This window comes from Pseudoflavonifractor sp. MSJ-30 (genome assembly GCF_018918045.1).
GTDB lineage: Bacteria > Bacillota > Clostridia > Oscillospirales > Oscillospiraceae > Faecousia.
Genome location: NZ_JAHLPU010000040.1, coordinates 28,971 through 41,243 on the forward strand (window position 1 = coordinate 28,971; position 12,273 = coordinate 41,243).

The 12,273-nt window shown below is 56.5% G+C and carries 10 protein-coding genes; 8 read left to right on the plus strand and 2 right to left on the minus strand.

What is annotated here, in order from left to right; genetic code table 11:
* Positions 1–51: 51 nt before the first annotated feature.
* From KQI10_RS06045 to KQI10_RS06070, 6 genes are all read left to right on the plus strand, one after another.
* On the plus strand, positions 52–1,134 hold the full coding sequence (locus KQI10_RS06045; RefSeq protein WP_216566511.1) for an ATP-binding protein: 1,083 nt from the start codon (positions 52–54) through the stop codon (positions 1,132–1,134).
* Positions 1,124–1,834, plus strand: coding sequence for a response regulator transcription factor (locus KQI10_RS06050; protein ID WP_216566512.1), 711 nt, complete (start codon positions 1,124–1,126; stop codon positions 1,832–1,834). Before KQI10_RS06045 ends, KQI10_RS06050 begins: the two co-directional genes overlap by 11 nt.
* Positions 1,835–2,036: 202 nt before the next feature.
* On the plus strand, positions 2,037–2,522 hold the full coding sequence (locus KQI10_RS06055; RefSeq protein ID WP_216566513.1) for an RNA polymerase sigma factor: 486 nt from the start codon (positions 2,037–2,039) through the stop codon (positions 2,520–2,522).
* Positions 2,519–3,547: a zf-HC2 domain-containing protein gene (locus KQI10_RS06060; RefSeq protein WP_216566514.1), complete on the plus strand. Its 1,029-nt coding sequence runs from the start codon at positions 2,519–2,521 to the stop codon at positions 3,545–3,547. Before KQI10_RS06055 ends, KQI10_RS06060 begins: the two co-directional genes overlap by 4 nt.
* A 91-nt stretch (positions 3,548–3,638) precedes the next feature.
* Entirely contained in the window at positions 3,639–4,199 is a 561-nt protein-coding gene (locus tag KQI10_RS06065) for an RNA polymerase sigma factor (RefSeq protein ID WP_216566515.1), read from the plus strand.
* Positions 4,196–6,013 carry a hypothetical protein gene (locus KQI10_RS06070; protein WP_216566516.1) on the plus strand — a complete coding sequence of 606 codons (1,818 nt, stop codon included), beginning with the start codon at positions 4,196–4,198 and terminating at the stop codon, positions 6,011–6,013. The genes KQI10_RS06065 and KQI10_RS06070 overlap by 4 nt, the downstream gene beginning before the upstream one ends.
* A 38-nt stretch (positions 6,014–6,051) precedes the next feature.
* Here KQI10_RS06070 and KQI10_RS06075 read toward each other — a convergent pair whose 3' ends face one another.
* Together KQI10_RS06075 and KQI10_RS06080 are read right to left on the minus strand one after the other, a co-directional pair.
* Positions 6,052–7,326, minus strand: a complete 1,275-nt coding sequence (locus tag KQI10_RS06075) for a S41 family peptidase (RefSeq protein ID WP_216566517.1) — start codon at positions 7,324–7,326, stop codon at positions 6,052–6,054.
* Positions 7,327–7,572: 246 nt separating this feature from the next.
* Positions 7,573–9,231, minus strand: coding sequence for a hypothetical protein (locus tag KQI10_RS06080; RefSeq protein WP_216566518.1), 1,659 nt, complete (start codon positions 9,229–9,231; stop codon positions 7,573–7,575).
* Between the two features lie 279 nt (positions 9,232–9,510).
* On the opposite strand from KQI10_RS06080, the gene KQI10_RS06085 reads away from it, so the two are divergent.
* The gene (locus KQI10_RS06085; RefSeq protein ID WP_216566519.1) at positions 9,511–10,065 is read left to right on the plus strand and encodes an RNA polymerase sigma factor; all 555 of its coding nucleotides are present in this window, start codon (positions 9,511–9,513) and stop codon (positions 10,063–10,065) included.
* Positions 10,062–11,609 carry an immunoglobulin-like domain-containing protein gene (locus tag KQI10_RS06090; RefSeq protein WP_216566520.1) on the plus strand — a complete coding sequence of 516 codons (1,548 nt, stop codon included), beginning with the start codon at positions 10,062–10,064 and terminating at the stop codon, positions 11,607–11,609. Before KQI10_RS06085 ends, KQI10_RS06090 begins: the two co-directional genes overlap by 4 nt.
* Positions 11,610–12,273 lie beyond the last annotated feature (664 nt).

Here is a 12,273-nt window from a genome sequence, read left to right on the forward strand (position 1 = left end):
GTGCCTCTTCCCATGGCGTATAATGGGGGAAATATATCGGGAGAGATCGCTATGAAAAGTCGCCAACAGCAAAAAGATATTCTGTTTTCGGTCCTTGTCTTCTGTGGTTCCTTTGCCGTCAATCTTTTGATTCAGAAGATTTTTACCACACAGACGCTGGTTCCCATGATTTTCGTTTTCGGCGTATTCCTGATTTCGCTGAAGACCCACGGATATTGCTGCGGCATTGTTTCCGCCATTGTCAGCGTGTTCGCGGTGAATTTCGCGTTTACCTACCCATATTACGCCTTTGATTTTTTTGTGGAGGAAAGCATTTTTTCCGCCGTCATTATGCTGATAATCGCCATTTCCACCAGCACGCTGAACATTCGGATCCGGGAGCAGGAAATGCTGCGGGTGCGGGAGCAGGAGAAGCTGCGCTCGGAAAGCGAAAAAGAGCGCATGCGGGGCAATCTGCTGCGGGCGATCTCCCACGACCTGCGCACGCCCCTTACCTCCATATACGGGTCCACCTCCACGCTTATTTCCAAATATGACGCGCTTTCCAAGACCCAGCAGCTGAAGCTGCTGGGGGAAATTCAGGAGGACAGCGAATGGCTGATCCGCATGGTTGAGAATCTGCTGTCTGTTACAAGAATCGACGATGCGAAGGTCGAGGTCGTTAAAACGCCGACTGTTCTGGACGAGCTGATTGACTCCGTGCTTATGAAGTTTTCCAAAAAGTATCCGCATCAAAGGGTTATCACCGATATTCCGGATGATTTTGTGGATATTCCCATGGACTCCATTCTGATAGAACAGGTGCTGCTGAATCTTCTGGAAAACGCCGTATTTCACGCAAAGGGCATGACGGAGCTGCGCCTGTCCGTCTTCCTGATAGATGGGAAAGCCATATTTGAGGTTGCCGACAACGGCTGCGGCATTCCGGCGGAAGCGCTGGACAGGATTTTTGCCGGAAGCTATGAAAAGTCCGCCGCGCCGGTGGATGGGACACGCAGCAATATGGGGATCGGATTATCGGTATGTGCCGCTATTATCAAAGCCCACGGCGGCGAGATTTCCGCGGAAAACAGGCCGGGGGGCGGCGCTGTATTCCGCTTTTCTCTGGAAAGAGAGTGTGACGATGAGCAATAACAAATATAAGATTCTGATTGTAGAGGATGAAGCCAACATCCGCAGTTTTATCAAAGCGAATCTGGAAACCAGCGACTATCAGGTAATTTGTGCTGAAACCTGTACGCTTGGGATAATGCTGTATGCTTCACACCATCCAGATTTAATCATTCTGGACCTTGGTCTGCCGGACCGGGACGGGCTGGATCTGATCCGGCAGGTCCGGGAATCGGACACGACCCCCATCATTGTTCTGTCCGCCCGCTCCAACGAACGGGACAAGGTAGAGGCTCTGGATCTGGGCGCAAACGACTACATTACAAAGCCCTTCGGCACAGAGGAATTGCTGGCCCGTATCCGCGCCGTTCTCCGCAGTCATCGGCAGGGTGCAGAAAATGAGAGTACACCCAGCGGAAAATACCAGCTTCAAGATTTGTTGATCGACTATGATAAAAGACAGGTCTTTGTCGGCAAGGATGAAATCGATCTGACACAGACCGAATACAACATCATGGCCTATCTCTCTATCCACGCCGGAAAGGTTCTGACCTATGCCGCAATCATCCGCGCGGTCTGGGGCTATTCGGATTATGGCAGCGTCAAGAAGCTGCAGGTCAACATGAAAAACATACGGAAGAAAATGGGCGTGACGCCCGGCGAAAAGCGCTACATCGTCAATGAACTCGGCGTTGGCTACCGCATGCTGGAGGATAATCTCTGACCGGCCAGCCATTGTCATACGGATCCTGAAAGGAGCGAACCGGCACGAAAACCGGTTCGCTCCTTTCAGGATTGTCCAACCGCACCCCGCTCTGTCAATCAACGCTTTTTCCACTTGCCGGATACGCCGCAAAATGTTAGAATTTTTGTAAGATTATCCGTTTTCCCGCGTCTAATGGGTGAAGGGAAAAGGAGGTGGACAATTGGACGAGTTTACACAGGTATATGAAGCCTATTTCCGGGACGTTGAGCTGTACTTACGGGCCATCTGCCATGACGAAAGTCTGGCGGAGGAGCTGACGGAGCAGGTGTTCTTCAAGGCGCTGAAAGCCCTGCCCGGCTTCCGAGGGGACTGCGATATCCGGGTCTGGCTCTGCGCCATGGCCCGCAACCTCTACCTGTCCCATCTGCGGCGGATCCCGGGCATGGCAGACATTGACACCATGCAGATCCCGGACCCCGCAAAAGCCATGGAGGAACGGGTTGCCGACCGGGAACAGGCCATGGCCATTCACAGGGTACTGCATACCCTGAAGGAACCCTATAAAGAAGTATTCTCCCTTCGCGTTTTCGGGCAGCTGTCCTTTGGAGACATCGGCAGTCTGTTCGGAAGAACCGCCAACTGGGCCTGTGTCACCTATCACCGGGCCTGCCAGAAAATCCAAGCTGAAATGGAGGACGAAATATGAACTGCAATGTGATCCGGGATCTGCTGCCCCTTTACGCCGAGGATATGGTCAGCCCCGAGAGCAAGGCGCTTGTGGAGGACCATCTGCAAGGCTGCGAAAGCTGCACCAAGGAATTGGAGGACCTGAAAAATACGCCGAAGCTGCCCCTGGAGGTGGAGACGGGCAGCCTCCGGCGGGTTGGAAACGCCATTCAGAAGCGGCGGACGCTGACAGCCTTGGCGGCTGCAATGACGGCCATCGCCTTGATCGTGACGGTCTATATCTTTATGAATACCACCATCTATCTGACGGCCGGCCAGGCTGTTGAAGGATTGGAGCAGCGGGAGGACGGCGGCCTTGCCATTGATTTTGCGGACTGTACAAATGGGAACAGCCGCACCGATTCGGGAGAAAATATCTTCCTTCTCAGCAGCACCACCCGACACACTATGCTGCGCCGCAAGTCTGATCCGAATCCCTCGGAAATGTCGCCGGAGGCGCTGGAACGCTATATCCACTCCCGTTCCTGGCCGGACGAAACCGCCCAGGAAACCCTGGACCGAATCCAGAAAACCTATGTTCTGTACGGGAAGTGGGAAACCTCGGAGGGCTACGTCTACCCGGATGGCTTTGTAGACGGACAGAAGGCACACCCGGACGGGAAGTGGATCGACAGCGCCGCGGAAAAGGACGTCTGGTATCTGAATCCCTACGCCCCCGGCAGCAGCACTTTGCTTTGGAACGGCACCGGCATGGACTACACCCCCTCCACCCCCTGGGGAAGCGGGCTTTATATTGGCCTTGTGCTCTTCTCCGCGCTTTTTGCGGCTGTCTTTGCCCTTGCCGCCTGGAAGCGTCCGGAGGCGGCCTGGGGCATTCTCGCCATCTGCGCCGTCAGCGTGACTGCCGCCACACTGCTTGTGACCAATGGGGCCCTGCTGATTCAAGGCAGCTACAGTTGGCCGGGGCTGATCGCGGCGGAAGCCGCGGTCCTGTCTCTGACAGGCAGCGCCTGGTTGCAGCTGCGGCGCTGCGGCAAGAAATAATTTCTCTTTCCTTCCGTGTCAGTGCCTGTACTCCGATTGCGTCTTATAGGGCAGAGGCCCAAGGAAACACACAGATTGGAGGAATCCACCTATGAGCGATGATGAGATCATCGAATTGTATTTTGCCCGGGATGAGCGGGCGCTGGCCCAGACGGAGCGCAAATACGGTCCCTATTGTTTCTCGCTGGCAAACAACATTTTGGCAAGCCCCGAGGATGCGGAGGAGACCGTCAGCGATACCTACCTGAAAGCCTGGCAGACCATTCCACCCAAGCGGCCAGGCGTGCTGCGAATGTACCTGGCGAAAATCACCCGGAATCTGGCTCTTTCCCGCTGGCGCGGTCTGACCGCCCGGAAGCGGGGCGGTGGGGAGCTGCCGCTGGTGCTGGAGGAGCTGGAGGAATGCGTTGGCTCCGGGGATAGCGTCAGCGAAAATCTGGACGTCAAGGAGCTGACCCGGACCATTGCCGCGTTCCTGGACACCCTGTCCCGGCGAGAGCAGAACATCTTTCTGCGCCGCTATTTTTTCACCGAGGACGCCGGAGCTATTGCCGGACGCTACGGTCTGAGCCGGGATGCCGTCAACCAGAGCCTCAGCCGGACACGAAAAAAGCTGAAAGCACATCTGACACAGGAGGGATACGCGCTATGAAAAAATCGGAAGTTCTGTTTCTTGCCATCGGCGGCCTGGAAGGCGCTCGCCTGGAGGCCACGGAGATGCCCGCAAAACGGGCCAGGCCACGGTTCCTGCTGGTCGCCGCCATCGTTGCCGCGGCCCTGCTGCTGGTGGGCTGCGCCGCGGCGGTGTACGCCCGCATTCACATGACCTATACCCGGCACGAGGATATCACCGCCACTGTTTCCCGGACGGACGACGCGGAAAGCAAAAATGTGCTGACCGACTGCTATCCCCAGACGCCCTGCCCGGGCTATGTTCTCTCCGGCGGTGCGCCCATTGACCGGACCACACAGAACCTGCGCTATTGGAGTGATGCCGGTACACTGATCTCCTTCAGCATTTCCACCAGCCACGCCATTGAGGGTGTCCTCGCACCGCCCTGCGAGACCTCCACTGTAACGGTGTCCGGCTGGGAGGCCACGTTGCAGATTTCCGAGCAGGGCGGTGCGGCCATCAGCTGGCACAATGAGACGGAAGGGTACTACGCCGGACTGTTCACGGACGATACGTCCGCCGATCTGCAGGCCATGGCCGAAAGCGTTGGCTTTGGGGACAGACTGCCCCTTTCCTTCCTCTGTAAGGACGGCGCGTCCTGGGATATCTGGTATCCCCAGCAGGTGCCGGAGGGGTACAGCATAAACCGTGTGAGCGCGGTAGATGCCATCACCATCGATTACACCAACGGCAACCACAGTATCACCTATGTCGCCTCCTTCCGCGGTGATCCCAGCGCCGACCTCGGCGAGCCGCCCCACGACAGCTGCACCTGGACGGAGGAGACCGTAAACGGTCAGGCAGCCAGAATGATGACCACCGGCGCCGGACTTCGGCTGCTGTTCTGGATGGACGCCCGGGAGGGCTTTTACGCCATGCTGTCCGTAGAGGACCCCAATGTGGACATTCTGGCCATGGCCGAGAGCGTGGCCCCCGGCGCGCCTCTGGAAATTCAGAACAATTCCATAGGCCCGGACTGGTCCATTGAAATGCAGCAGGACCAGACTGCCTATTCCGGCTGGGAATCCATCTACCCCCAGGCCCTGCCGGAGGGCTATTCCCTTGCCTACGTCAGTGACCGGGCCTACGGCCAACAGTTCATCCGCTACGACAACGCCGCCGGGGACACCATCAGCTTCACCCTCTATTTCCGCATCAGCGAATACGGTCTGGATTTCAGCGGAATGGGCACACCCCAGAAGGTGGATATCAACGGGAATACGGGGTATCTGATGGACCACGCCCTTCTCTGGACCGATGCCGCCAAGGGCTACGGGTATTCCCTGAGCGCCACGCAGGATGTGGACCTGGCAGCCATCGCCAAAAGCGTAGCCGCCGGACCGGAGCTGACGTCCAGCGAGACGGCAAAAAATGAACAGGCTCTGGCAGAACTGGGCGACTATAATATCACCGCCCTGCCCGCCGGTATGGATGAGGACAGCTTCACGGGCTGCCCCCTGGAGGACGGCGGCGGCTGGTACGCCTACATCCGCCGGTGGTACTATAACCGGCAGACCAATGAAGCCCTGTATTTCACCTATGAAAGCTATGTGTCCGATTCCGCTTCTCTGGAAGAAGTGGTGCAGATGCAGATCGGTGACGCACGCTTTTACAGTGCGGACTTTATGACCATCAATGGCTGCACCGGCGCGGCCAGCCAACTGGATGGCCACGCCAAAGTCGTCTGGGTCCAGGGCACCCCCGCCAAAGGCGTCTGCTTCCAGCTGATCAGCGATGATCTTTCCGTTGAAGCGCTGCTGAAAATCGCCGAAAGCGTGCAGATACAGGGATAAACAAACCAGGGGTCGCAGCCGCGGCCCCTGACTGTATTTCAGCGTTTCCCCGCCAATTGCGAAACCGCTGCGTCCAGCACCGGGTCCTTTCCTGTCAGGATATCCTCCGGCGTGGGCTCTATGGAAATATCCGGCCGGATGCCCAGCCCCAAGAACGCCGTGCCGTCCAGCAGGCGGTAGCCAACGGAGCAGATACGGGCGCTGCCGCCGCAGCGGAGCTTCAGGAGCATGGGCGTCCCCGTGGTGCCGCAGGTCGGGGCACCGATCACCGCTGCCCGGTGATTGCAGCGCAGCATTGCCAGAAAATCCTCCGCCGCGGAGACGGTTCTTCGGGAGGTCAGCACCGCGCAGGGGCCGGAGAAGAGTGCCTGCTGTCCTTCTTTGCCGAAATGATCCAAGTAGGACCTGGTATAGCTCCCCGCCATTTTTTTGCGGGCATCTTCCATCTGTGCCCGTGTGTAAAGCCCCGCGGCAATTTCCCGGGCCTGCTCCTCAGGGGATTCCAGAAGGATCTGGCTGGCTCCCGCCAGGTCCACGCCCTCCATGATCCGGGTTTGCTTCCGGCAGCCGGAGAAAGCACCGGGAATCAGAAGCTCCGCCACCTGCGCCCCAAACAGCGTCATACCGCCGATGTTATCCCGAATATCCAGAATCAGCCCGTCAGGTGTTGTCTCGTCCAATGCCGCGTGGACTTTCGCCGCCATGTCGGCATGGAGAAAGTCCGGCAGATTTACATAAAGAATTCCGTTTTCCAGCTGCCGAATCTCAAATGCCCGGCGCTTCCGGGCCAAAAGCAGCTCCGGTCTTTCCGGCAGGAGTCGGAAGGGAAAGCTGCCTTTGGAGGTTATCATTTCGTGGGTCTGTCCCCTCAGCAGCAGCGGGAGCAGGGCGTTCAGCCTGTATTCCGGCAGGAAGGACCCGACATGGTAGCTGTATTTCGCCGCCTCGTTCAGGATTTCCGGAAAGGGCCGGCCGTCCAGTGTCTCCACCGCCGCGCCCAGAAATGCCCCATATTCCGGCGATACGCCGTTGAGAAAATACGCGTCCGCGCAGGACCCCAGGGAAAAGGGCGCAAAACCGTATTCCCACAAAAAGGCCCTTGGGAATTGATAATCCGTGTGTCCGTCACCCAGAAGATTCAGAAATTCCGCGAACAGCAGATGGGTCTGCCGGTCGTCCGCCCGCATCAGCCTTGGAAGGAACTGATAAAAGGCTTCCTCCCAATTGCACGCCGCATCCGCAAAACGCGGGAAAATCTCCCCCGCCCGCCGCCACAGCAGCGCCAGGTCCGCAATCTTGTCGTAAACTTCCATAAAACATTCCTCCTTCGTCGCTGCTATCAGTATAAACGCATCACAATTCCTTTACAAGTCTTGAAAAAAGGCATGAAATCTGCTATAATAGTATTGTAAAGTGAGGGGCCGAAGCGGCGCGGATACGCGGCTTCGGCCCTTTTCGCATATTATCACAAACGTTTTTTGCTGCCGGTCATTTTCAAAAGCGGATGTTTGAAAACCGTCTGTCTTTCTTCGGAAGTCATGCAAAAATCGGACATTCTGTCAGGGCTTTTCCAGGACCCGCGTTCCATCGGCAGTCCGGTAGGTCTCCGTGTAGCCGCATTCCTCAAAATAGGCGGCGGTCTCCGGCCACTTTTCTGTCGCAATCACCTGATCCGGCCATTTTTCCGGGTTCAGCGCATAGTAAAGCCGCAGCCGGGGCAAAGTCGCCTCCTCCTGCCTGCCCAGCCAGGCGGAATAGCTGCTGTTCGTTCGGTTTTCAAAGAGATACAGGTAGGTATCCGGCGCAAGCACCAACAGGGACGTTTCGTCCTCTACATGCGCCATGGTATCTGCCCGGGCGCCGTATTCCTCCTGACGCTCCGGGGTAACCATCAGCCCCTTCTGCGGTCCCTCCACCAGAAGCCGCGTCTGTTGGGAAATGTCCTTGTCCCAGAAAATGAAATTCCAGCGCAAGTCCATCTCGATGGCTCCCAGCAGCACCAGAGCCGCCGCCAGAAGCCCCGGCAGCACATAGTTCGCAAGGACCGTCCGGGCTTCGAAACGCAGTTCCCGAAGCGTTTCCACCGTAATCATAACGCTGGCTGCCATGGAAACGGTCATTGCGGAACTGACGGCGTAAAACACCTGATTGGAGGAAAGGTGAATGCACAGTCCATAAACCGCTCCGGGAAACCACACACCCCAAAAGACATCCTTCATGGACTGTCTGCGGTAAACCGTGTAAAAATACAGCCCCGTCAGGTTCAGAGGGAACATCAGAAAATTGATGTACTCCCGACTGGCATACACACTGTATACCGTAAGCACCAGCACCAGGCCATCCAGCATACATCTGACCTTCGGTTTTTTGATGCATACCCCCGCAATAGTCGCTCCCGCGAATGCAAACACATAGGGGCGTTCCGTTACAATCGTCCACAGCTCCGCCGCCTTTTCCCCCAGCGAGCCGCTGTGCCTGGGGTCGCTGAACAGTCCCCGCAGGATCATGCCGTACTGTTCCGGTCGGATACGAAGCAGCACTTCCACCGTGAAGCAGACCGCGGGCAGCAGGACTCCGGCAGAGAAAAACAGAAACCGTTTTGGCGTCAGGAAGGCGGCGGTATTCTTGTTCTTCCGGCGGCACCAGACAAATGTCCCATAGAGAATATACAGAATCACCAGATAAGGGCAGCACAAAACCGCCATGGCGAAGAAAAAGCCGCTGATGCCGTCACTCCACCGCTTGGAAGCGGTGACGAGAAGAACAGCGGCAACCGCAAGGCAGTCAATCCCCATGGAATTATAGGACAGCGCCCCAATACCGAAAGGGGCGTAGACATAATAAATAAGCACTGCCGCCGCTGCCCCAACGCCCGATTTTTTCCGCAGGCAAAAATACAGCAGCAGGCTGACGCCCAAATGGGCAGCCACATACAAATACCGGAACCACAAACAGATGCCCTCTGTGCTTCCGTTGATCCGTAAGAAAACAGCCATCGGAAGCCGGAGAATCCACCCGGCCAACTGCGACAAATGCCATTCATTCAGGAGAAGGACGTCCCCCTGACAAAGCCTGTAGGGAATCGTCAAATAAAAGGATTCGTCCATATTGGCAAAGCCATACCTGCATTTTGCCAGCAGCATCCAGGTCAACGGCACCATTCCCAGCAGGAACAGCCAGATATCCCAGCTTTCCCGCATACCCTTCTTTTTCAGCACAGCAGTCTCCCTTTCGAAACGCCCACAGCGGCACACCAGCTGCAAGACTCATTGGTCTGTGTATTGTATAGAATCGCCGCAAAACTTTCAAGATACGGCTTCTTAATTTTTCTTTAATTTCGATTTTCTGGCGTTGCTTTCTTGAAAAGCAGACGAATTCTATAATAAAATGACATAAGAAGTTAATTTCTTTTTCCAAAACCCGTGACTTTTCCCCTTCCAATTCTTATTACATGGGTGAGGAACCTCAGAGATTCCCGGAGAAAGGAGTGTCACGCATTGGACGACACACAGATCATTGCCCTGTTTCTGGCACGGGATGAGCAGGCCATCCATGAAACGGACCTGGCCTATGGCCGGAGGCTGCATACGCTGGCGAACCGGATCCTGCTGAGCCGGGAGGACGCGGAGGAAAGCGTCAGCGATACCTATCTTGAAACCTGGAAGGTCATCCCACCCTACCGGCCAAAATATTTCTTCGCCTTTCTGGCCTCCATCTGCCGCCACATATCCCTGAACCGGCTGGACTGGAATCTTGCGGCGAAGCGAAAGGCGAACGTGGTGTCCCTGACCGAGGAGATGGAGCTGTGCATTCCCGACGCCAGCCATGAGCGGGCCATGCGGGGCAAGGAGATCGGGCAGCTTCTGGACGCATTTTTGGAAGACTTACCCAGGGACAGCCGGATGATTTTTCTGCGGCGGTACTGGTACGCGGATGCCATTGCGGAAATCGCCCTGCGGTACGGCATGACGGAAAGCAAGGTAAAAATGCAGCTGCACCGGACCAAGGAAAAGCTGCGCGTGTTTCTGGAAAAGGAGGGAATCCGTGTATGAACGGAAAGGAATTGTTCCGCGGCCTGTCTTACATCAGCCGCAGGTATATTGACGAGGCGGAATTCGGAACCCTGTCCTCCGCCCAAAACGCCCCGGCCCCTGCCGCCCGGGCCAGACTGCGCAGGCCCCTTCTGATCGCGGCGCTGATCGCCCTGCTTCTGCTGCTGGTGGGCTGCGGGGCCGCCTATATCATCACCCGCAATCTGAACTGGTCCAAGGAGCTGGAAAAGGATCTGCGCTTTTACAACGAGGATATCTCCGTCGGCGCGGTGTCCAAGGGCTGGGTCCTGGACGAAGCCATGTTTACCCTCTCCGCCGCGCCTCCCGAAAACGGGAACGTAACGATCACCTGCGGGGAGTGGAGCCTGGACGCCACCGGCACCCTGGACATCGGCACGGAATACTGGATTGAAAAGTGGAACGGAACCACCTACGAGGAGATTCCCACGCTGGACGCCCAGCCCTGGACCGTACCGGAGCAGCAGATCATCTGCGGCTCCAACAACAGCTGGACGGTGAACTATCTGGAAAAATACGGTACTCTGGAGCCGGGCAATTACCGCATCGGCATGATGGTCTCCAAGGCCTCCAAGGATGGGGATCCCGCTCAGCTGGGCTGCTTTGCCAAGTTCCGCATCCCGGATCCTGCCATGGCTCCCTATCTGGATGCCTACAACAAGGCGTTTCAGGCGCTGAAAAACGCGGAAGCCTACCATATTATAGAAACCTCCTATGATTCCCGGATGGTCTCCAACCTGGAATTTTCGGCATCCCGGGAGGAATACTGGAAGAGCGGAAACGACTGGGTGGAGTGCCGGGTGATCCAGTGGCTGGACGCGGAGGATTTCAGCGACTCCGGCGGGGGCCAGATGCGGCGGGACGGCATCGGCTACGGTGTCAGCTGGCCCACCGACAAGGTCACGGACAAGCCGGATTCCTGGGAACGACTGACCTTTGTTGACCAGTTTGAATGTGACCTCTGGTGCATTTTCTTTGAATATGTCTCCCAGAATGCGGTGGATGTGCAGGCCACGGATAATTATGTAAACTTTATAAAGACGCTTGACAATGTGGAGTACAACGAGGTCCGCGTTTTCTACGATGAAACCGGCGGTATTCAGCATCTGGAATATTCCCTGATCCCCGGCCTTGCCTACGAGGAAGCGGACCGGATCCTTTGGAAGACCCTTGACGTTCTGCCCACCACCGCTGATGAGGCCGCCGCCGTTCTCCGGGCCATCGACCTGGACAGTCCTTCGCAGTTCTCCTACGCCCAGGACCTGGAGCAGATCAAATCTGACGGGCTGGTTCAAAAGACCGGCGGCTTCAGGAACACCACCGCCCAGACGTCCGTAACCATCGATTCCGCCCCCCGGCTGGCGGCGGCGGAGATCCCCGTGGACAAGACCAACATTCAAAGCGTCTTCTACGACCCGGAGGCCAAGATCTGGAAGGTGGAATTCTGCCGTTCGCAGCATGACGAGATCTATTACGCCGTCTACCTGGACGACACAGGCGTCACGCAGCTGGTTGTAAGCAAATAAGCATTTAGCCGCCGGAACTGGTACGCAGTTCCGGCGGCCTTCTTACACTGAATTGCTCAACTTGCTCTTGCAATTTGCGGATTTGAAAATTTAACTTTTGGGTTTACCCCTATCCACCCGTAGGCTGGGTGCCTCCGGCGGCGGTTTTCTTGCTTCTGCAAGAAAATCGATAAGAAGCAGCCTCAAGGGGGCGCTGTCGGCGAAGCCGCCCCCCTTGAGAATCCTCCCGGCCTCAAAACCATATTAGCTTTCAGCGCCGCCTTCCGGCGAGTACGGAGTACAGTCCCTAAATTTTTCCCGGTCCGGTTCTTTGAAAGAATCAATAATTTGGCTACTGTCTATTTCGGCATCCCATCATCCGGGTATTCCATGCCAGTGTGCGCACTGGCGCGGAATGACAAGAGGTTTCAGCTTTTTGCCGGTTTTCACATCGAGAAAACCGTTTGATAGAATATCGAAAACAGATTGCTAAATTAAAACGTTTCGATCCGGACAATTGCCCTAGCCGAAAGCCTGCTATTTCTCTGTAAGAGCGCGCCGGGAAGGATTCTTAAGGGAGGGCGGCTCTGCGGCGGGAGCTAGCAGCCGGTCAGCGCCTCCCTTAAGCCGCATTCTTTCCCCCTTTCTTGGCGGGACAAGAAAGGGGCCCCCGGAGGGACCCAGC